This is a genomic window from Sphingopyxis sp. (genome assembly GCF_019459305.1).
GTDB lineage: Bacteria > Pseudomonadota > Alphaproteobacteria > Sphingomonadales > Sphingomonadaceae > Sphingopyxis.
Genome location: NZ_JAIBES010000133.1, coordinates 1 through 18,930, shown reverse-complemented (window position 1 = coordinate 18,930; position 18,930 = coordinate 1). Strand labels below are relative to the sequence as shown.

21 protein-coding genes, 1 pseudogene and 1 riboswitch are annotated in these 18,930 nt (G+C 65.4%); of the genes and pseudogenes, 12 read left to right on the top strand and 10 right to left on the bottom strand.

Annotation, left to right across the window (positions count from 1 at the left end):
- The first annotated feature begins 45 nt into the window (after positions 1 to 45).
- From ileS to K0M74_RS15875, 3 genes are read left to right on the top strand one after another with little or no spacing between them, the layout of a single operon-like run.
- Entirely contained in the window at positions 46 to 2,976 is a 2,931-nt protein-coding gene (ileS, locus tag K0M74_RS15885; protein WP_293974635.1) for an isoleucine--tRNA ligase, read from the top strand.
- Positions 2,973 to 3,494 (top strand): signal peptidase II, encoded by a 522-nt coding sequence (lspA, locus tag K0M74_RS15880; RefSeq protein WP_293974631.1) that lies wholly within the window; start codon positions 2,973 to 2,975, stop codon positions 3,492 to 3,494. The genes ileS and lspA overlap by 4 nt, the downstream gene beginning before the upstream one ends.
- Before the next feature lie 41 nt (positions 3,495 to 3,535).
- Positions 3,536 to 3,955, top strand: coding sequence for a DUF3035 domain-containing protein (locus tag K0M74_RS15875; RefSeq protein ID WP_088443205.1), 420 nt, complete (start codon positions 3,536 to 3,538; stop codon positions 3,953 to 3,955).
- Between the two features lie 15 nt (positions 3,956 to 3,970).
- On the opposite strand, the gene K0M74_RS15870 is transcribed toward K0M74_RS15875, so the two are convergent.
- Positions 3,971 to 4,330, bottom strand: a complete 360-nt coding sequence (locus tag K0M74_RS15870; protein WP_293974626.1) for a helix-turn-helix domain-containing protein — start codon at positions 4,328 to 4,330, stop codon at positions 3,971 to 3,973.
- 77 nt (positions 4,331 to 4,407) lie between these two features.
- Here K0M74_RS15870 and K0M74_RS15865 point away from each other — a divergent pair, with 77 nt between their 5' ends.
- Complete coding sequence (locus K0M74_RS15865; RefSeq protein WP_293974623.1) at positions 4,408 to 4,842, top strand: PaaI family thioesterase; 435 nt, start codon at positions 4,408 to 4,410, stop codon at positions 4,840 to 4,842.
- On the opposite strand, the gene K0M74_RS15860 is transcribed toward K0M74_RS15865, so the two are convergent.
- The 3 genes from K0M74_RS15860 to K0M74_RS15850 all read right to left on the bottom strand — a co-directional run bounded on the left by K0M74_RS15860 (position 4,839) and on the right by K0M74_RS15850 (position 7,768).
- Positions 4,839 to 5,507, bottom strand: coding sequence for a hypothetical protein (locus tag K0M74_RS15860; protein ID WP_293974621.1), 669 nt, complete (start codon positions 5,505 to 5,507; stop codon positions 4,839 to 4,841). The two genes, K0M74_RS15865 and K0M74_RS15860, sit on opposite strands and share 4 nt — an antisense overlap.
- Before the next feature lie 30 nt (positions 5,508 to 5,537).
- Positions 5,538 to 7,466 (bottom strand): 1-deoxy-D-xylulose-5-phosphate synthase, encoded by a 1,929-nt coding sequence (gene dxs / locus K0M74_RS15855; protein WP_293974618.1) that lies wholly within the window; start codon positions 7,464 to 7,466, stop codon positions 5,538 to 5,540.
- A gap of 77 nt (positions 7,467 to 7,543) precedes the next feature.
- Complete coding sequence (locus K0M74_RS15850; protein ID WP_293974615.1) at positions 7,544 to 7,768, bottom strand: hypothetical protein; 225 nt, start codon at positions 7,766 to 7,768, stop codon at positions 7,544 to 7,546.
- Between the two features lie 204 nt (positions 7,769 to 7,972).
- Here K0M74_RS15850 and K0M74_RS15845 point away from each other — a divergent pair, with 204 nt between their 5' ends.
- Positions 7,973 to 8,998, top strand: coding sequence for a MipA/OmpV family protein (locus K0M74_RS15845; protein ID WP_293974612.1), 1,026 nt, complete (start codon positions 7,973 to 7,975; stop codon positions 8,996 to 8,998).
- Positions 8,999 to 9,185: 187 nt separating this feature from the next.
- On the opposite strand, the gene K0M74_RS15840 is transcribed toward K0M74_RS15845, so the two are convergent.
- A complete protein-coding gene (locus tag K0M74_RS15840) occupies positions 9,186 to 10,076 on the bottom strand; it encodes a LysR family transcriptional regulator (RefSeq protein WP_293974609.1) in 891 nt (296 codons plus the stop codon).
- Positions 10,077 to 10,218: 142 nt separating this feature from the next.
- Between K0M74_RS15840 and K0M74_RS15835 the strand changes: the two genes are divergently transcribed.
- Genes K0M74_RS15835 through K0M74_RS15820 form a run of 4 tightly spaced genes read left to right on the top strand, consistent with a single transcriptional unit; the run spans position 10,219 to position 12,141 of the window.
- Positions 10,219 to 10,845: a pyridoxamine 5'-phosphate oxidase family protein gene (locus tag K0M74_RS15835; protein ID WP_293974606.1), complete on the top strand. Its 627-nt coding sequence runs from the start codon at positions 10,219 to 10,221 to the stop codon at positions 10,843 to 10,845.
- A gap of 2 nt (positions 10,846 to 10,847) precedes the next feature.
- On the top strand, positions 10,848 to 11,456 hold the full coding sequence (locus tag K0M74_RS15830; protein WP_293974603.1) for a glutathione S-transferase N-terminal domain-containing protein: 609 nt from the start codon (positions 10,848 to 10,850) through the stop codon (positions 11,454 to 11,456).
- 11 nt (positions 11,457 to 11,467) lie between these two features.
- Positions 11,468 to 11,689 (top strand): 4-oxalocrotonate tautomerase family protein, encoded by a 222-nt coding sequence (locus K0M74_RS15825; protein WP_293974600.1) that lies wholly within the window; start codon positions 11,468 to 11,470, stop codon positions 11,687 to 11,689.
- On the top strand, positions 11,686 to 12,141 hold the full coding sequence (locus tag K0M74_RS15820) for a DMT family transporter (RefSeq protein ID WP_293974597.1): 456 nt from the start codon (positions 11,686 to 11,688) through the stop codon (positions 12,139 to 12,141). Before K0M74_RS15825 ends, K0M74_RS15820 begins: the two co-directional genes overlap by 4 nt.
- 24 nt (positions 12,142 to 12,165) lie before the next feature.
- On the opposite strand, the gene K0M74_RS15815 is transcribed toward K0M74_RS15820, so the two are convergent.
- From K0M74_RS15815 to K0M74_RS15800, 4 genes are all read right to left on the bottom strand, one after another.
- Complete coding sequence (locus K0M74_RS15815; protein WP_293974696.1) at positions 12,166 to 12,465, bottom strand: transcriptional regulator; 300 nt, start codon at positions 12,463 to 12,465, stop codon at positions 12,166 to 12,168.
- 2 nt (positions 12,466 to 12,467) lie between these two features.
- Positions 12,468 to 12,917: a hypothetical protein gene (locus K0M74_RS15810; protein WP_293974594.1), complete on the bottom strand. Its 450-nt coding sequence runs from the start codon at positions 12,915 to 12,917 to the stop codon at positions 12,468 to 12,470.
- A 113-nt stretch (positions 12,918 to 13,030) separates the two neighbouring features.
- Entirely contained in the window at positions 13,031 to 13,474 is a 444-nt protein-coding gene (locus K0M74_RS15805; protein ID WP_293974591.1) for a DUF6265 family protein, read from the bottom strand.
- A 47-nt stretch (positions 13,475 to 13,521) separates the two neighbouring features.
- Positions 13,522 to 14,223: a hypothetical protein gene (locus tag K0M74_RS15800; protein ID WP_293974588.1), complete on the bottom strand. Its 702-nt coding sequence runs from the start codon at positions 14,221 to 14,223 to the stop codon at positions 13,522 to 13,524.
- A 190-nt stretch (positions 14,224 to 14,413) separates the two neighbouring features.
- On the opposite strand from K0M74_RS15800, the gene K0M74_RS15795 reads away from it, so the two are divergent.
- Positions 14,414 to 15,298 (top strand): DUF4189 domain-containing protein, encoded by an 885-nt coding sequence (locus K0M74_RS15795; RefSeq protein WP_293974585.1) that lies wholly within the window; start codon positions 14,414 to 14,416, stop codon positions 15,296 to 15,298.
- Between the two features lie 41 nt (positions 15,299 to 15,339).
- Positions 15,340 to 15,451: riboswitch (TPP riboswitch) on the top strand.
- Positions 15,452 to 15,495: 44 nt separating this feature from the next.
- Positions 15,496 to 17,388, top strand: coding sequence for a phosphomethylpyrimidine synthase ThiC (gene thiC / locus K0M74_RS15790; protein WP_293974582.1), 1,893 nt, complete (start codon positions 15,496 to 15,498; stop codon positions 17,386 to 17,388).
- Positions 17,389 to 17,480: 92 nt separating this feature from the next.
- Here thiC and K0M74_RS15785 read toward each other — a convergent pair whose 3' ends face one another.
- Entirely contained in the window at positions 17,481 to 18,197 is a 717-nt protein-coding gene (locus K0M74_RS15785) for a GGDEF domain-containing protein (protein WP_293974579.1), read from the bottom strand.
- Between the two features lie 178 nt (positions 18,198 to 18,375).
- Between K0M74_RS15785 and K0M74_RS15780 the strand changes: the two are divergent.
- Positions 18,376 to 18,846 (top strand): annotated as a pseudogene (locus K0M74_RS15780) (glycine zipper 2TM domain-containing protein); the annotation flags it as partial.
- Between the last annotated feature and the right edge of the window lie 84 nt (positions 18,847 to 18,930).

Below are 18,930 nucleotides of genomic sequence, written 5' to 3'. Positions count from 1 at the left end.
GTGAGAGGTTTGCTCCCACGCAAATCTGCGCTAAGCGCCGCCCCCATGACCGAGACCACGCCCGCCGCCGCACAGCGCGATTATCGCGACACCGTCTTCCTCCCCAAGACCGACTTTCCGATGAAGGCCGGCCTGCCGCAAAAGGAGCCGCTGATTCTCGCGAAATGGCTCGAGGGCAATCTCGAAGGCCAGATTCGCGCCGCACGCCTCGGCCGCGATCAGTTCATCCTCCACGACGGCCCGCCGTACGCCAATGGCGACATGCACATCGGCCATGCGCTCAACCATATCCTCAAGGACATGGTCGTCCGCACCCAGACGCTGAAAGGCATGGACGCGCCTTACATCCCCGGCTGGGACTGCCACGGTCTGCCGATCGAGTGGAAGGTCGAGGAGCAATATCGCAAGAAAAAGCTCAACAAGGACGAGGTTCCGGTCGAGGAATTCCGCGCCGAATGCCGCGCCTATGCCCAGCATTGGGTCGACACCCAGCGCGAGCAGCTCAAGCGCCTCGGTATCGGCGGCGACTGGGACCATCCCTACCTGACGATGGATTATGAGGCCGAAGCGACGATCGTCCGCGAACTGCTCAAATTCGCCGCCAACGACATGCTCTATCGCGGCGCCAAACCGGTGATGTGGTCGCCGGTCGAAAAGACCGCGCTCGCCGAGGCCGAGATCGAATATGAGGATATCGTCTCGACGCAGATCGATGTGGCGTTCGAGATCGTCGAGAGTCCCATCCCTGAGCTGATCGGCGCGCATGCGGTGATCTGGACGACTACGCCGTGGACGATCCCGGTCAACCAGGCTTTGGCCTATGGGCCGGATGTCGACTATGTTCTCGTAGAGGCCGCAACACAGAGCGAAGTGGACGAAGGCGCATCATTCCGCGCATTCTTGGTCGCCGAACCTCTACTCGGCGAGTTCATGCGCCGCGGTGGCTTTGTCCTTCACCCCAAGGTCAGCGACCCCATCAAAGGCTCCGACCTCGCCGGCACCATCGCCCGCCACCCGATGCACGCGCTCGGCGGCTTCTTCGCGCGCCCGCGCCCCTTCCTGCCCGGCGATTTCGTCACCACCGACAGCGGCACCGGGCTCGTCCATATGTCGCCCGACCATGGCGAGGACGACTTCGACTTGTGCAAGGCGAACGGTATCGACCCCGTGTTCGCGGTCGAGGGCGACGGCAAATATCGCGAGGACTGGGGCTGGCTCGGCGGCCAGGGATCGGTGATCAATCCCAAGTTCAACGCCCCCGACGGCCCGATCTGCACCGACCTGAGCGAAGCCGGTGGCCTGCTTGCGGCCTCGGCCGACTACAAGCACAGCTACCCCCACAGCTGGCGGTCAAAGGCGAAGGTCATCTATCGCTGCACCCCGCAATGGTTCGTGCCGATGGACCGGGTGATGACCCACATCGAGCCCAAGACCCCGCGCGAAAAGCGATGGGAGAATGAGGGCGGCGCAATCAACCCGCATGAAGAGGATCTTTGCGCCGCGCCGACGCTGCGGCAGGCGGCGATGCAGGCGATCGACGAGACGCGCTTCGTCCCCGAAAAGGGCCGCAACCGAATTAGCAGCATGGTCAAAGACCGCCCCGACTGGGTGCTGAGCCGCCAGCGCGCGTGGGGCGTTCCGATCACGCTCTTCGTCGACCGCAAGACCGGCCAGTACCTCAACGACCCGATCGTCAACGACCGTATCGTCGCGGCAGTGAAGGCGGGCGGCGTCGATGCGTGGAGCGACGCGCGCGCGCAGGAATATATCGGCGAGAACTACGACGCCGCCGATTATGAACGCATCGTCGACATTCTCGACGTCTGGTTCGATTCGGGCTGCACCCACGCCTTCGTCCTGGAGAGCGGTAGGTGGCCCGCGCTCGTCCGCCACGACGGCGGCACCCACAGTGCCGACCTCTATCTCGAAGGCAGCGACCAGCATCGCGGCTGGTTCCAGTCGTCGCTGCTCGAAAGCTGCGGCACGCGCGGTCAGGCGCCGTACAAGGCGGTGCTGACCCACGGCTTCACGATGGATTCCAAGGGCTTCAAGATGTCGAAGTCGCTTGGCAACACGATCAGCCCGATCGACCTGATGCGCGACTATGGCGCCGACATCCTGCGCCTGTGGGCGCTGAGCGTCGATTTCACCGAAGACCATCGCATCGGCAAGGAAATCCTGACCGGAGTCGCCGACCAGTATCGCAAGCTGCGAAACACCTTCCGCTATCTCTTGGGCGCGCTCGAGGGCTTCACCGATGAAGAGCGTATCGAAGACGTATCGAAGATGCCCGAGCTGGAGCGCTATATGCTCAATCAACTTGCGCATCTCGACCAGCATCTGCGCGAGGCGGTCGATGATTTCGACTTCAACAGCTATACGCGTCTGCTCACCGATTTCTGCAACGAAGACCTCTCGGCCTTCTACTTTGATATCCGCAAGGACCGACTTTATTGCGACATCAATCTCGCGACCGGGGTGCAAACTGCAGAGCGCGCCGCCTATCGCACGGTCCTAGACACGATTTTCCAAGCCCTCGTTCGCTATGCCGCGCCGGTCTTGGTGTTCACGAGCGAAGAGGTTTGGGGCACGCGCTATCCCGACGCATCATCGGTCCACCTGCTCGAGTGGCCGGAGCTTGACGTCGGTGCGCTTATCGACGGTGAACTCGCCGCCCGTTGGGACGAGGCTCGCGCGCATCGTGAAGCCGTGACGGCGGCCATCGAGCCGCTGCGCCGCGAAAAGATCGTTCGTTCGAGCCTTGAAGCGAAAGTTTCGATGCCAGCGGTACCAAATCTTAGCGAACAAGCCATGGCCGAAATCGCCATTACCGCTGCCGTTACCTACGGCGGCGAAGGCGTAACCGTCACCCCCACCACCGACCACAAGTGCGGCCGATGCTGGCGTCACCTCCCCGAAGTTACCGAGGACGGCAACTTGTGCAATCGCTGCGAAACAGTATTGAAACCCGCATGACAAGCTCTCGTTCGCCGCACCTGCGTTTCGGCCTGTTGATCGCCGCCTTCGCCTTCCTGCTCGATCAGGTCACCAAATGGGTCATCATTACCCCGCTGTCGCTGGAAGCAAAGCGGGTGGTCGAGATCGTCGACATCTTCGACCTGCGCTGGGCCGAAAATTGCGGCATTTCGCTCTCGATGTTCGCCAGCTGCACCGATACGACGCGCTGGACGCTGGTGGCGGTCACCGCGCTGGTCGCGGGTGCGGTCGGCATCTGGATGACGCGCGAACAGGCGAAGGGCGACGTCATCGCGTTGGCGCTGATCCTGGGCGGCGCGCTCGGCAATATCGTCGACCGGGTGCGCTATGGCTATGTCGTCGATTTCGCCGACCTGCATTTTGGCGATTTCCGACCCTTCATGATCTTTAACGTCGCCGATGCCTGCATCACGCTCGGGGTGCTTTTGCTGGTTGCGCGCGCGCTGCTCTTCGGCGAAAAGGCAGCCAGCACGGACGGTCAGCCGTCCACCGACTAAACGGGGGCGCCGATTAACGGGGCGCATAGGAGAATATTCAAGTGAACCGGACCACCGCCATCCTGGCCGCCTCGATTTTCGCGACCACCCTGTCGGCCTGCGGGTCGAACAATCTGTTCAACCGCGACCGGCCCGATGAATTTGCGGTGTCGCGTCAGGCGCCGCTCGTCGTGCCGCCGGACTTTTCGCTGACCCCGCCCGCCCCCGGCACCGCACGTCCCGGCGGCGAAACGACCGCGGAGCAGACGCTGCGCGCGCTGTTCGGCGGCCCCTCGGCCCGCAGCCCCAACGAAGCGGCGGTGATCAGCAGTGCCGACGGGGCCCGCGCCGACCCCGGCATCCGCAGCCAGGTCGGCAGCCCCGACACCCAGGTCGTCGACAAGGGTCTGGTCGTCCGCGACATCCTGGCCGCCCCCGAAGGCGACGGCCGCGACGCGCAGGCAGCCATTCCGGGCGCTTAAGCCAGTGTTTCCAGATCAATAAATCCCCGGCCCGGCATCGCCCGGGCCGTTTTCTTTGGGCGCGCGCGGCAGCCATTCGTCGCCCCACGCCTTGATCGCATCATATGTCGGGCGCAGCGCCTGCCCCGCATCGGTCAACCGATAGGCCGCACGCTTCGCATCGGGCGGCACCCGCTCCATCACCCCGGCATCGACCAGCCAACCGAGCCGCGAGGTCAACGCCGCGCGCGATATGTCGAGCCGCGTGACAAAATCCTCGAAGCGGTCAAAGCCCAGAAATGCCTCGCGCAGGATCAGCAACACCCAGCGGTCACCGAGCAGGCGCGACGCGCGGCCGACGGCGCAGGGCGAGCGAGAGGCGGTATAATCTTTCACAGGTCTGGATTTAAGACTTGACGGTTGCCCGGCGCAAGCGGCATTTAGTCTGCAATACAGACTTAAAAGGATTCCCCATGCGCGGTCACACATTCGCCAGCAACGACGAAGCCGTCGCCTATATGAAAAGCGTCGCGGTCGATGCGTCGGGCTTCACCGCCTTCCTCGGCGTCGAACCGCTGCGCTGTTTCCAAGGTGAGGCCGAACTGCTGCTCGCGCTGCGCCCCGACATGACCCAACATCACGGCTATGCCCATGGTGCGATTGTCGGGCTGATGGCCGACAATGCCTGCGCCTGGGCCGCCAGCAGCGTAATTGGCGATGTCGTCACCGGGAGCTATACGATCAACTTCCTCGCCCCCGCGAAGGGCAGCCATTTGCGATCGCGCGGAACGGTGGTCAAGGCGGGCAGGCGGCAGGCGATCGTCCGCGCCGATGTCTGGGCCGAAAGCGAGGGCGAAGAACCGCGCCGTTGCGCGATCGCGCAGGCGACGATCGTCCCGGTCGGCTAACGAAAGAGCAGCGACACCGCGGTAAACAGCACCAGCGCCTCGACCATCGCCCGCGACGCATGGCCCGCGGCGCGCCAGTATCCGGTGCGCAAATGATGCGCGAACCACAGGATCTGCAGCGCGCCGAACCACAGCAGGGCGAACACGAGCAGCGCCAGACCCGCCACCTCCCACTCGATGCTTCCCATCCGCATCAGGATCGACGCGCCGCTGGTCATCATCGCAAACGGCGCGGTGACATAGCATTGGCTGTAAAAGGGCGGCTTGAGCGGCACACGGTCGAGCTTCACATGCCGCGCCCGCACCATCCGCGCCGCCATGATCAGCGGAAAAATGCTGAAAAAGGCCACTCGCGCCAGAATCAGGCTGCTGTCGTCGCTGACAAAGGCGCTTAGCCCGGTCCGGTCGATCACCAGCTCGTCCTGCCCGACCAGCGAGAGCTCGGTGGCATGCGTCAGCGCGACCGTCAGCAGCAGGAACAGCGGCGGTGACAGCGTGTCGGTATATTGCCGCTCGGCCGGATCGCCGAGCTCAGCCTCCGAATAGGTCATCATGGTCAGCGGCTTGGTCAGCGTCCGCCACAAGGTGACCGGATAAAAGATCAGCCACGACATGATCTCATAGAGAAGCTCGTCAAGCGACTGGATGAGTTTCAGGAAATCCATTGGCCTCGCCCCCGCTGCCAGCGATCCCGACTAAGCCCGCACGCCCGCCTCCTCGACGCCCGCGCTGTTGTGGCGCAGCGCTTTCAGCACGCAATCGACGATCTGCGGCGCGTTCAGCCCCGCCGCGTCATATTGCAGTTCGGGCTTGTCCTGATCCTGGAACATATCGGGCAGGCGCAAGGTGCGCAGCTTCAGCCCCGCGTCGATCAGCCCCTCGTCGCTCGCCAAGGTCAGCACATGCGCACCAAGGCCGCCGACGCTGCCTTCCTCGACCGTCACGCACACTTCGTGGCTCGCCAGCGTCTTGCGGATCAGTTCCTCGTCGAGCGGCTTGGCAAAGCGCAAATCGATGACGCTCGTCGAAAGACCGCGCGCCTCCAGGGTGTCGGCGGCCTTCAGCGCTTCGGCGAGCCGCGTGCCGAGCGAGAAGATCGCGACCGTCTTGCCGCTGCGCACGATGCGCCCCTTGCCGATCTCCAGCTTCACCGGAACCTCAGGTAGCGCCACCCCGGTGCCATTGCCACGCGGATAGCGGAAAGCGATCGGGCCGTCATCATATTCGGCGGCGGTATAGGTCATATGGACCAGCTCGGCCTCGTCGGCCGCCGCCATCACCACCATATTGGGCAGCGTCGCCAGATAGGTAACGTCGAACGAGCCCGCATGCGTCGATCCATCGGCGCCGACCAGCCCGGCGCGGTCGATTGCAAAGCGCACCGGAAGGTTCTGGATCGCCACGTCATGCACGACCTGATCATAGGCGCGCTGGAGAAAGGTCGAATAGATCGCGCAGAACGGCCGCATCCCCTGCGCTGCCAGCCCTGCGGCAAAAGTCACCGCATGCTGTTCGGCGATGCCGACGTCGAAGCTGCGTGTCGGATGCGCCTTGGCGAACTTGTCCACGCCCGTCCCCGACGGCATCGCCGCGGTGATCGCGACGATGCGCGGGTCGGTGTCGGCCAGCTTCGCCAGCGTCTCGCCGAACACATTCTGATATGCCGGCGGTCCCGGCGGCGCTTTCGCCTGTTCGCCGGTGATGACATCGAATTTCTGCACGCCATGATATTTGTCGGCGGCGGCCTCGGCGGGGCCATAGCCCTTGCCCTTCATCGTCACAGCATGGATCAGCACCGGGCCATGGTCGCTGTCGCGGACATTTTCCAGGATCGGGATCAGATGATCCAGATTATGCCCGTCGATCGGCCCGACATAATAAAAGCCGAGCTCCTCGAACAGCGTCCCGCCCATCGCCATGCCGCGCGCGAACTCGTCGGTCTTTTTCGCCGCCTTGTGCAGCGGCTCGGGCAATTTGCGCGCAAAGCGCCGAGCGATTTCGCGCAGCTCGATGAACGGCCGCGACGACACCAGCTTGGCGAGATACGCCGACAATCCGCCGACCGGCGGCGCGATCGACATGTCATTGTCGTTCAGGATAACGATCAGCCGGTTGCCCGCCTGCTTCGCATTGTTCATCGCCTCATAGGCCATGCCCGCCGACATCGACCCGTCGCCGATCACGGCGATCGCGCGGCCGGGCTGCTCCTTCAGCTTGTTGGCGATCGCAAAGCCCAGTGCGGCGCTGATCGAGGTCGAGCTGTGCGCAGCACCGAACGGGTCGTACTCGCTCTCACTGCGCTTGGTGAAGCCCGACAGGCCGCCGCCGGTACGCAGGGTGCGGATGCGGTCGCGGCGCCCAGTGATGATCTTGTGCGGATAGCATTGGTGCCCGACGTCCCACACGATCTTGTCGCGCGGGGTGTCGAACACATAGTGGAGCGCGGTGGTCAGTTCGACGACCCCGAGCCCGCTGCCCAGATGCCCGCCGGTCGTCCCGACCGCCGAAATCATCTCGGCGCGCAGCTCGTCGGCGAACTGGCGGAGGTCTTCGGGCTTCAGCTTGCGGAGGTCGGCGGGGACATCCACCGTGTCGAGCAGCGGCGTTGACGGTCGATCGGTCATCGCGCGGTCATAATCGTAACCGCCGATACTGTCGAATGAAAAGCCAATCTGATCCCTTCCCGCAAGCGGGAGGGGAGCTAGTCATCCTCCTCGTCGCGTTTTGCCGCGTCCACCTGCGCGTAAAGCCCGCGCACCATCAGGTCGGTGAACACCAGCGTCAACCCGACCATCCCGACTAGCAGCGCGGCCGCGGCGACCGGAAACGGCCCGATGCTGTCGATCGCCCCGCGCCGCTGCGCCAAGGCGAGCGCCGCTGCGGTCGCCATCAGCGCGTAACCGATCAGGCGCGGCGTGCGGTTCATGCCTGTGACAGCATGGTTTGGACAAACAGGATAGCGCTTCGCCGGGAACCAATGGCGAAGCGGCGCGATAGGGAGGCGGCAAGGCAGCGGTGATGCATGAAAAGCACGATGCGGCCAAAACCATCTTTGGGCAAGGCGAAGCCTTTGCAATGCCCGGACCATCGCTTAAACCCTCGGCAAGAGGGGCAAAAATATAGGACGAACATGCCCACGTTAACCCCGCTCTTCCGCCCTGTTCGTCCGAAGTGTTCGTTTTCGCTTCTCGCCGCGCTGGCCTTCATCGGCTTCACTGCAGCACCAGCGGCGGCCGAAGAGGCGGCGGTCCCCGCTGCTCGGATCGCGAACGGCTTTGAAGAGCTGGCCCCCGGCGCCGAACAGCCCGCGCAATATATGCAGGACGTCAGCGACATCGACGACGACATCCTGCTCCCCGCGGCGCGCGACGACGATGACGATCCCGACCGCAAATGGTCGCGAAACTATATCTCGGTCGCCGCCGGCGTGCTCAGCACCCCCAGCTACAACGGCTCCGACGAGCGCCGCATCCTGCCCGCTTTCTATGTGCGCGGCCGCTACGACGGCTATTCCTTCTCGACCCGCGGCACCAATTTTCAGGTCGACCTGATCCGCCATCGCCGCGGCCAGACGACCGACTATAAGTTCGGCCCGATCATCAACCTGCGCGGCGACCGCACCAGCGGCATCAAGGATCCGCAGGTCGAGGCGCTCGGCGAAAAGAAGCTCGCGGTCGAAGTCGGCTTTTTCACCGGGGTCACCCACACCGGGGTCATTACCAGCGATTACGACCAGATCGGCTTTCGCTTCGTCGCGCTGAAAGACGTGTCGGGACGCCACGGCAGCTGGGCCGCATCGCCGACGATCGATTATGGCACCCCGCTGTCGAAACGCGCCTATCTGGGCGTATCGGCGTCGGTGAATTTTTACGGCAAGGGTTTCGGCCGTTATTATTACGACATCGACGCGCTGGGCAGCGCCGCGAGTGGCCTGCCCGTCTATACCGGCGCCGGGCGCAAGGCGACCGCGGGCAAATATACGCTCGGGCTGGCGGGCGCCTATGCGCTGTCGGGCGACCTGCGCAAGGGCTTCGTGCTGATCGGCGGCGCCCAATATGCCCGCATGGGGTCGCGCTACGCCGATTCGCCGATCATCAAGGACGTCGGCAGCGCGAACCAATGGCTGCTGGGTGGCGGGCTGGCGTATCAGTTCTAACCGGTTGCGCTGCGAGCGTTGATCCTCCCTGTGGCGAAGCCATGGTGAGGGGGACCGCTCGCGAAGCGAGGGGTGGAGGGGCCGCGACGTCGGCGCCAACGCCCCTCCGTCAGCGCTTCGCGCTGCCACCTCCCCATAGCTTCGCCACGGAGAGGATTGTTTACTTGCTGCGCTGAATCTGACGGGATCATCCCAGCCCCGCCACCCGCGCGCGCCCCTTCATCGCCTCGACAAACGACCGCACCGCGGGCAACCCGGCGCGCGACGGTTCGAACAGCAGGTGGACCGGCAATGCGGGCGGCTGTTCCCCTGACAGCAACGCGATCAACCGCCCCGCCGCCAGCGCATCGGCGAGCTGGTAGCTCAGCAGGTTGGCGATCCCCAGCCCCGCCTCCGCTGCCGCCAGCGCCCCGTCAACCGTGTTGAGCACCAGCCGCGGCCGCGGGTCGAGTCGCCATCGGACGCTCGCCAACTGCCACTCGCCCGCCGCGCGCGGCCCCATCATTCCGATCAGGTCATGCCCCGCCAGCTCGGCGATCGTCTGCGGCGCCCCGCGGCGCGCCAGATAGGCCGGGCTGGCGACGAGCATCTGGCGCACCCAGCCGATCCGCACCGCCTTCAGCCCCGAATCGGCGAGCGCGCCGATCCGCACCGCGACGTCGATACCCTCTTCGACGATCCGCACATTGCGGTCGATCAGCATCATCCGCACCATCAGCTCGCGATGCTCGGCCATCAGCGCGCCGACGACGGGCAGCACATGCAATCGCCCGAACATCACCGGCGCAGTCACATACAGCTGCCCTCGCGGCTCCGCCGCCGCGCCGCGGAGCTCGCGCTCGGCCCCGGCGAGATCGGCCAGGATGCGCCGCGCCTGTTCGAGAAACGCCGCCCCCGCATCGGTCAGCGCCACCGCGCGCGTCGAACGATGAAACAGCACCGTCCCCAACCGCGCCTCCAGCGCCGCGATCCCGCGCGTCACTGCGGGCGGCGAGCTGCCCAGCTTACGCGCCGCCGCAGCGAACCCACCTTCGCTCGCCACCGCGACGAACATCTCCAGGGTCAGCAACCGGTCCATTGATTATTCCACTTATCGGAACAGAGTTGTTCAATCTTCGCTTGTTTTCACATTCAGAGCAACGATCTAAATGGGGTCTGGCGAACGAAGGTATGTCCCCCCTCCCGGCCTTCGTTCGCTCCCTTTGCGAAGGATCGGCATCATGGCGCGCAATTACCGTCACACCCTGTTCAACGACGCGGTCAAGGTCCTGCAGGAACGTCACGGCTCGCGCGCCGCCTATCTCAAGATGGACGCGGGCGCCGATGGCACCCCCGACACGCTGACCGACAAGGAGCTGGGCTACATCGCACTGCGCGACAGCTTCTACATGGCCAGCGTCAACGCCGACGGCTGGCCCTATATGCAGCATCGCGGCGGCCCCGCGGGCTTCCTGCGTCATATCGAGGGCAACCGCATTGGTTTCGCCGACTATCGCGGCAACAAACAATATATCAGTACCGCGAACCTTGCCGGCAACGACCGCGTCTCGCTGTTCCTGATGGATTATCCGAACAAGGACCGTTTGAAGCTCGTTGGCAACGCGCACAGCATCGAACTCGCCGACGATCCCGCGCTCGTGACGTCGCTGATGTCCGAGGGTTATCGCGCCGTCCCCGAACGCGCCTTCCTGATCGACGTGATCGGCTGGGAGTGGAATTGTTCGCAGCACATCACCCCGCGCTTTACCGAGGCCGAAATTTCCGCCGCGATCCAGCCGATGGCGGCCGAAATCAACCAATTGCGCGCCGAAAACGCCGCGCTTCGTACCCAGCTTTCCGGAGAATGACGATGATCCAGCTTTATGGCACCCCGCGGTCGGGTAATACCCACAAGGTCCGCATGGCGCTCGCCTTCCTCGACCTGCCGTGGGACGAGCAGCTGACCGACGCCGCCGCGCGCCAGTCCGACGCTTTCGCCGCGATCACCCCGATGCGCCAGATCCCCGTCTATGTCGAAGCCGACCGCAAACTGCGCGACAGCCAGGCGATCCTGACTTATCTCGCGGCGCGCCACCGCCCCGGCGACTGGGACGGCCACACGCCCGGGGAACGCAGCGAAATCGCGCTCTGGCTGTCGCACGCGGCCAACGAAATTGCGAACGGCCCGGCTACGCTGCGCCTCGCGCGCCAGTTCGGCGCGGTCATCGCCGAGGCGCAGGCGCAGGCAGTCACCGCGCGCATCCTGCCGGTGATCGACGCTCACCTGTCCGACCACCGCTGGCTCGTCGGCGACCGGCTGACCATCGCCGACCTCGCCGCCAGCCCTTATCTGGCGCTGGCGGGCGAGGCCGACATCGATCTTGCCCGCTGGCCGGCAATCGGCGAATGGACAGACCGGATCGCCGCGCTGCCGGGCTTTCCCGCGATGCCGGGCTGGCCCGCGCAAACCGCCAGCTAAGGAGCCCACCAATGCCCTATGTGAACATCAAGATTACCCGCGAAGGCGCGACGTCTGAACAAAAGGCCGAGCTGATCGGCGGCGTCACCGAATTGCTCCAGCGCATCCTGGGCAAGAATCCAGGGACCACGGTGGTGACGATCGACGAGGTCGATCTCGACAATTGGGGCATCGGCGGCCTCCCAGTCACCGAGTTCCGCGCCGCGCAGGCCGCAAAAGCGCCCCCGCAATGACCAGCAGCAACGCCCCGACCTTTGCGATCATCATGCTGCTGACCGGCATCGGCATCCCGATCCTCGCCGCGCTTAACGGCGGGCTTGGCGGGCGGCTCGGCAGCCCGATGGCGGCATCGATGATCCTGTTCGGCCTCGCCTTCCTGATCGCCACCAGCGGCGCGCTGGTCACCGGCTCGGTCGGCCAGATCCGCTTCACTAACGACATCCCGTTTCACTTCTACCTAGGCGGGCTGTTCGTCGCTTTCTACGTCATCGCGGTGACTTTCATCGCGCCCAAATTCGGGGTCGGCAACGCGATCTTTTTCGTCCTCGTCGGCCAGCTGATCAGCGCCGCGGTAATCGACCATTTCGCGCTGTTCGGATCGATGCGTTTTCCGGTCGATGCGAAACGCCTTGCGGGCATCGCGCTGATGGTCGCGGGGGTGTATCTGGCGCGCCGGACGGGCTGAAATCCCCGACCGGGGTCCAACCGCCTATTCGGCCACCTCGGGCAGATGCGCGACGATCGCGCGCAACGCGGCGACGTGGCGATCGAGCGCGCGTGTCCCGACGCGGGTCAACGAGGCCCAGGTGCGTTGCCGCCCCCCCTCGGCCGCCTTGCGCAGCGCGACATAACCGGCGTCGCTCAGGGCCGCGAGATGCTTCGACAGCACCGAATCGCTGACCTTAACCAGCTCGCGCAGCCTGGCGAATTCCATCTCGGTCACCTTGGCGAGCAGCGCCGCGATCTGAAGCCGCGCCGGCGCGTGGAGCAGCATGTCGATGCCGTCCATCGTCACGCCGCCCCGTCCTGCAATTCGCGATCGTAGATGCGCGTCCAAAGCAGGCTGGCGGCGAGCGCGACAACGAAAGCGCCGCCCGCAATCCCGCATTTCACCGCCAGCGACAGGTTGTTGACCCGCGCATGAATCTCCGCGCCCATCGCGGCGAGTAGGAGCACGACCATCAACAGCGTCACGCCCAGCGTACGCCCCTTGCGATACCCGCTAACAAACACCCCGTAACGCCGCCGGTCGTCGGCGATGATCCAGGCCACCGCCGCCATAGCAAAAACGAACAATAGGATCTGAAGCGGCGGCCCGAACCCCTGACTAAGTACAATCGCACCCATCAGCGCAGCAAAGGCAACATGCCGCCACAGCGGATATTTCGGGCCGCTTGTCGCGAATTCGCGCTGAACCGCGGTCATGCTGTCGAGTGCCGCTTGAGCTTCGATCGGGTCCATCACTTGCCTCCATGCTTTCCAATGTGGAAAGTCATAGGTTACGCTTTCCACATCGGCAAGCTATAATTTTCCATATTGGAAAGTGAGACAATCCCGTTTCGCGGTCGGGGCGATCAGTGGCGGCGCAAGGTCCAGCTGATCGGCTTCGACCCGTCGATCAGCGAAATCGTCGCGGTCAGCGTCTCGCCATCGCGGGCATATTGGATACGCTGCGGATAATCATGCAAGACGTTCTCGAACGACGCGCTCGTAGCATCGCGCCGAACCAGCCGGAACGCCACCGGTGCGCCCCCACCCGGCTGCGCGATATAGGCGGGGATGCCGTCGGCACCCGCCTGCACCCGCAGAAACTCGAAGTCGCGCAAGCTGTCGCCGCGCCCCGACCGGCTATGCCCCAGCATCACCCCGCCGCGCGGCGCCGTCCAGCTTTCCTCGGTCCAGCGCTCGCCCTCCTCGCGGCTCCACCTCCCCGCCAGCCACGCCAGATCATCGACCGTCGCCGCCGGACTCGCCGCGGCCAGCACCGCTGCCGCCGCCATCGCCAAAATTGCTTTCATACCAACCTCCATTCGCCCCCCGCCTGCCAGCAGCTCACACCCGACGATTAGGGCTGCGGCATCGGGGTCCGCACGTCCTCGACCAATTCCCAGCAGGTCGCGGTCGGGAAAAACAGCAACGTCCCGCCACCACCGGTAGCCCGCACCAGCTCGCCCAGCCCCTCTTCCAGCCCGGGCGGCGGCGGGGTCTGATGCTTCTCGAAAATCCCCGGCAGCCAGTCGACACGGCGCCGGTTGTCGTTTGCGGTGTTGAATTCCAGTTGGACGTAAGACAGGTCGCGCCACGACACGTCGGGCTTGGTTTCGAACGCCGCCGCCGATGCCGCCGTGACAAACTCAGAGTCCATCGGCTCGATCGGGAAATCGTTCCGATCCAGATATTCGCGGCGGGGCGCTGCGCGGCTTTTGCCGTTCATCCCATGCGTCACGGTCGCCGCGGTGTATTTCGTGCGGACCGCCCACGAGCCGCTGAACGCCTTGAAAAAGGACGGAAAGTCGACCGCGTTGCACGCGCCGTCAGCCATCTCGAGGAACAAGCGGTCGCTTTCGGCCATTGCCCGCTCGGCTTGACCACGGGGGGCGGGGGCGCCTGCGTCTTTGGTGGCGCGGCCCGCTTGCGGCGCAGCGGTCGGTCCCGCGCTGCCTGCAGGGTTGGTGGCGCTGGCCGCCTCGCTGCCGGACGCTGTCGCCGCAAACAGCGCCAGTGCCGCAGCCGACAGGTGCCGCCGCCGAAAACATTGCCCGATCATCTGCCTGCCTCCTCATCTGTGGTCGCGCGTATGCTTGACCGCACCAGCCATAACACAGCGATGATCCGGCCGTCGCACCGGCCGATTGTACCGGTACCCCATGCCATCGGGTAAAGCAGCACGACAAGCGCTATGGTTGCCACTCATGAGACCCTTGACCGCCGCTCGCGTCCCTCGCTGGCGCCTCCTGTTGGCGCGGGTCACCGCGGCGGGCCTTTTCCTGTTCGCGTTGGCGCCACCCGCCACCGCCGCCTATCCCTGCCCCGGCGGCCCCGGCCCCGGCGAGGTGCAGGTCGGCGTGTCGGGGGGCAGCCACGGGGTCGCAGCAGTCCCGATATGTGAGCGCAGCGGCGGTGGGGGAGGCGGCGACGGGGGCGGCGGGGTCTATTATGCCTTTGGCTCTGTCGCCTGGCATGCCGATGCCGACGACGTGTGGATGGCCGGCAACTGGAACAATGCCGACGCCGCGAAGCGCGAGGCGCTGGAGGCATGCAACCGCGAGATGGGCGGCGGCTGCACCTCGATCGGCGACTGGAACAATTCGTCGATGACGATCATGCGCGACAGCCAGGGCGGCCTCTGGAACGGCTGGAACGGCCAGGGCGGCGCCAGCCGCAAGCGGGTGTTCGCCGAATGCTCGTCGAAACAATTGCTCCCCTGCGAAATCCTGCACAGTTTTGACGCCGACAAGCGCCGCTACAGCCCCCAGCCGACCCCACGCAAATTTTACGCCAGCGCCGCGTGGGTGTACGGCAAGGGCTATGACGGGCGGCTCTATATTGCCAGCGGTCACCGCGGCCTTGTGGCTGCCGAGCAGGCTGCCCTGGCGGCGTGCGCCGCCGCCTCGGCCAGCACGCAGTGCCGCGTCGCTGCTTCGGTCGGCAACGGCCTGATCCAGCCGTTCAAGGCGACCAACGACACCAATGTCGTCGCCGAACGCACCGCCAAACGCGGGGCGCAGGCCGCGCAGGCCGATTGCAAGCGCCGACAAAGCAAATGTCAGGTGCAGCGCAGCTACGACAGCCGCATCCCCGGCCAGTTCGTGCACGATTTCCACGCTGCCGCAACGAAATAGTGCCGCGCCGCTCGACAGCGACGCTACGGCCCGCTACACCTTCGCCATCCCCGGGGAGCCTGCCGCGCAAACGCAGGTTGAGAGCGGAATACACCGCGACCCGTTGAACCTGATCCGGATAATACCGGCGGAGGGAGGGTCGGCGTTCCACACCGGAAAACCGTCTTTCGCTCCGATAACCAACGGAGCGACTGCACATGGCCGACATCGATTCCCGTCTCGACAAGGGCGCCGCCACCCCCATTGGCGTCACCACCGGTCCGATCCGCGGCAGCCGCAAGATCCACGTCGCAACCCAGACCGGCAGCGGCATCCGCGTCGCGATGCGCGAGATCGACCTCGACCCGCACAGCGGCGAGCCCCCCGTCCGCGTCTATGACACCAGCGGCCCCTACACCGACGCTAACGCGACGATCGACATCAATGCCGGCCTCCCCGAGATCCGCAGCCAGTGGATCCGCGGCCGCGGCGACGTCGAAGAGGTCACCCAGCGCGAGGTAAAGCCTGAGGATAACGGCCAGCTCGGCCCGGATCGCTCAGGCGGCGTCCCCGCCTTCCCCAACGTCCGCCGCCAGGTGCTCCGCGCCAAGCCGGGGTACAACGTCAGCCAGATGCACTACGCCCGCCGCGGCGTCATCACGCCCGAGATGGAATATGTCGCCGAGCGCGAGAATCTTGGCCGCGCGCGCCTCGCCGAGTACAAGCGCGACGGCGAAAGCTTCGGCGCCAGCATCCCCGACTATGTCACCCCCGAATTTGTCCGCGATGAGGTCGCCCGCGGCCGCGCGATCATCCCCAGCAACATCAACCACCCCGAATCCGAACCGATGGCGATCGGCCGCAACTTCCTGGTCAAGATCAACGCCAATATCGGCAACAGCGCGGTCGCCAGCGACGTCGCGGCCGCGGTCGTCAAGATGGTGTGGTCGATCCGCTGGGGCGCCGACACCGTCATGGACCTGTCGACCGGCCGCAACATCCACGACACCCGCGAATGGATCATCCGCAACTCGCCCGTCCCGATCGGCACCGTCCCCATCTATCAGGCACTGGAGAAGGTCGGCGGCGTCGCCGAAGATCTGACCTGGGAAATTTTTGCCGACACGCTGATCGAACAGGCCGAACAGGGCGTCGACTATTTCACCATCCACGCCGGCGTCCGCCTGCCCTATGTTCCCCTCGCGGCCAAGCGCATGACCGGCATCGTGTCGCGCGGCGGCAGCATCATGGCGAAATGGTGCCTCGCGCATCACAAGGAAAGCTTCCTCTACGAACGCTTCGACGAGATTACCGAGATCATGAAGGCCTATGACGTCGCCTACAGCCTCGGCGACGGCCTCCGCCCCGGCAGCATCTATGACGCCAACGACGAGGCGCAGTTCGCCGAGCTCTACACGTTGGGCGAGCTCACCAAGCGCGCCTGGGCGCAGGACGTACAGGTGATGATCGAGGGCCCGGGCCATGTTCCGATGCACAAGATCAAGGAGAATATGGAAAAGCAGCTGGAGGCATGCGGCGAGGCGCCCTTCTATACGCTCGGGCCGCTCACCACCGACATCGCGCCGGGCTACGACCATATCACCAGCGGCATCGGCGCCGCGCAGATCGGCTGGTACGGCACCGCGATGCTTTGCTACGTCACGCCGAAGGAGCATCTCGGCCTGCCCGACCGCGACGATGTGAAGGTCGGCGTCGTCACCTACAAGCTCGCCGCCCACGCCGCCGACCTCGCCAAGGGCCACCCCGCCGCGCAGGTCCGCGACGACGCGCTATCGAAAGCGCGCTTCGAATTCCGCTGGCGCGACCAGTTCAACCTGTCGCTCGACCCCGACACGGCGGAGCAGTACCACGACCAGACCTTGCCCGCGGAAGGCGCCAAGACCGCGCATTTCTGCAGCATGTGCGGCCCGAAGTTCTGCTCGATGAAGATCAGCCAGGAAGTGCGCGAGTTCGCCCGCTTGCAAAATCAGGATGCCGAAGGCTTCATCGCCGTCGAGGAAGCCGAAAAAGGCATGGCACAGATGAGCGAAGTCTATGAGGAATCGGGCCGCGAACTCTATCTCGGCGCCGGCGGGCGCGAACACGATTGATGAACGGAGGGGGCTCAGCTTTCCGCCCGATTTTGCGGGGTCGATAGAGTGACAAGTTTGACAACTTCGCCACCGCGGCGGCGGCGGGCGGTTCAGCTCGCCAGCGCCATCCGGTCGCGGCCGCCGTCCTTTGCCGCGTACAACGCGGCGTCGGCGCGCGACAGCAGGCTGTCCAGCCCTTCGCCCGGCTGCGCCGCTGCGACCCCGAAACTGCATGTCATCCGTTTCAGCCCGGCGGCGGAGGGTACCGGCATATGCGCCAGTTCGGCGGCGATCCGCGCCACCAGGGCCGCGGGGTCGGTCGCGGCGGGGACCAGCAGCGCAAATTCCTCGCCGCCGATCCGCGCAACGATGCTGCCATGCGGCGCCGCCTGCGTCAGCACCCCCGCGACATGGACCAGCGCCAGGTCGCCCGCGGCATGCCCCATGCTGTCGTTGATCCGCTTGAAATGGTCGATGTCGGCGACCAGCAATTGCAGCGACTCGCCCGCCGCCAGCCGCGCGCGCGCCGCCTCGACAAATGCGCGGCGATTGTCCAACCCGGTCAGCGAGTCGCGCCGCGCCAGCGTGTCGAGCGCGGCATTCGCCAGGTGCAGCCGCCAGCTCAGCAGCGCGACCCAGCCATAGGCGGTCGGCGCGACCAGCAGCGGCACGATCGCCGCCGCCCACATCGCGCCGCGATATTCCAGGTCACCAAACCGCACGAAGCTCAGATGGGTGAACAGCATCGACGCCGCGACCGATCCGCCAACAACCAGCAGGCCGCCCACGATCAGGCGCGTGGCAGGGCTTTTGCGGGGAACGGCCATCAACCCGCTATAACGGCGCGTAGTAAATTTATCTTAAGCAAAATTGGTCGTGCGGCCTGTAACGCCCGCAACGCTCGCGCCCGCGCGGAACCATGCTCGCCACCGGGGGTCTATCAACCAGAGGGGTAAAGCATACCAACCCGCGTGCCCGGCACGCGACCCCATTGGAGAGACTTCGATGAAAAAGATGATGATGATCCCCCTCGCTGCCGTGACCGCGCTCGCGGCCGGCTGCACCTCGACCGGCGGTTATGGCGGTATCGGCGCCGGTACCGGTTATGACGACGGCGGCTATGGCTATTATGATAGCAACACCTACAGCCAATACGGCAACTATGATTACAACCGCCCCGACCCGCGTCACGGCGGCTATTATGCCGACAATTATTATCGCACCGATCGCCGCTACCGCGAACGCCGCCTCTCGAACAACGACCGCGTCTATCGCGGCCGCGACGGCAAATTTTACTGCCGCCGCAACGACGGTTCGACCGGGCTGATCGTCGGCGGCATCGCTGGCGGCGTGGCGGGTAACGTCATCGCACCCGGCGGTTCGGAAACGCTGGGGACCATCCTCGGCGCGATCGGCGGCGCGGTGGCGGGCCGGGCGATCGAACGCAGCGGCAACGACAACGACGTGCGCTGCCGCTTTTTATTTAGGGGGGGGGGGGGGGGGGGGGGGGGGGGGGGGGGGGGGGGGGGGGGGGGGGGGGGGGGGGGGGGGGAGGGGGCG

What these genes read in the sequence shown, in the direction of transcription:
- ileS (WP_293974635.1), top strand. Translation starts at nt 46, where the DNA reads ATGACCGAGACCACGCCCGCCGCCGCACAGCGCGATTATCGCGACACC.
- lspA (WP_293974631.1), top strand. Translation starts at nt 2,973, where the DNA reads ATGACAAGCTCTCGTTCGCCGCACCTGCGTTTCGGCCTGTTGATCGCC.
- K0M74_RS15865 (WP_293974623.1), top strand. Translation starts at nt 4,408, where the DNA reads ATGCGCGGTCACACATTCGCCAGCAACGACGAAGCCGTCGCCTATATG.
- K0M74_RS15860 (WP_293974621.1), bottom strand. Translation starts at nt 5,507, where the DNA reads ATGGATTTCCTGAAACTCATCCAGTCGCTTGACGAGCTTCTCTATGAG.
- dxs (WP_293974618.1), bottom strand. Translation starts at nt 7,466, where the DNA reads ATGACCGATCGACCGTCAACGCCGCTGCTCGACACGGTGGATGTCCCC.
- K0M74_RS15850 (WP_293974615.1), bottom strand. Translation starts at nt 7,768, where the DNA reads ATGAACCGCACGCCGCGCCTGATCGGTTACGCGCTGATGGCGACCGCA.
- K0M74_RS15845 (WP_293974612.1), top strand. Translation starts at nt 7,973, where the DNA reads ATGCCCACGTTAACCCCGCTCTTCCGCCCTGTTCGTCCGAAGTGTTCG.
- K0M74_RS15840 (WP_293974609.1), bottom strand. Translation starts at nt 10,076, where the DNA reads ATGGACCGGTTGCTGACCCTGGAGATGTTCGTCGCGGTGGCGAGCGAA.
- K0M74_RS15835 (WP_293974606.1), top strand. Translation starts at nt 10,219, where the DNA reads ATGGCGCGCAATTACCGTCACACCCTGTTCAACGACGCGGTCAAGGTC.
- K0M74_RS15830 (WP_293974603.1), top strand. Translation starts at nt 10,848, where the DNA reads ATGATCCAGCTTTATGGCACCCCGCGGTCGGGTAATACCCACAAGGTC.
- K0M74_RS15825 (WP_293974600.1), top strand. Translation starts at nt 11,468, where the DNA reads ATGCCCTATGTGAACATCAAGATTACCCGCGAAGGCGCGACGTCTGAA.
- K0M74_RS15820 (WP_293974597.1), top strand. Translation starts at nt 11,686, where the DNA reads ATGACCAGCAGCAACGCCCCGACCTTTGCGATCATCATGCTGCTGACC.
- K0M74_RS15815 (WP_293974696.1), bottom strand. Translation starts at nt 12,465, where the DNA reads ATGGACGGCATCGACATGCTGCTCCACGCGCCGGCGCGGCTTCAGATC.
- K0M74_RS15810 (WP_293974594.1), bottom strand. Translation starts at nt 12,917, where the DNA reads ATGGACCCGATCGAAGCTCAAGCGGCACTCGACAGCATGACCGCGGTT.
- K0M74_RS15805 (WP_293974591.1), bottom strand. Translation starts at nt 13,474, where the DNA reads ATGAAAGCAATTTTGGCGATGGCGGCGGCAGCGGTGCTGGCCGCGGCG.
- K0M74_RS15800 (WP_293974588.1), bottom strand. Translation starts at nt 14,223, where the DNA reads ATGATCGGGCAATGTTTTCGGCGGCGGCACCTGTCGGCTGCGGCACTG.
- thiC (WP_293974582.1), top strand. Translation starts at nt 15,496, where the DNA reads ATGGCCGACATCGATTCCCGTCTCGACAAGGGCGCCGCCACCCCCATT.
- K0M74_RS15785 (WP_293974579.1), bottom strand. Translation starts at nt 18,197, where the DNA reads ATGGCCGTTCCCCGCAAAAGCCCTGCCACGCGCCTGATCGTGGGCGGC.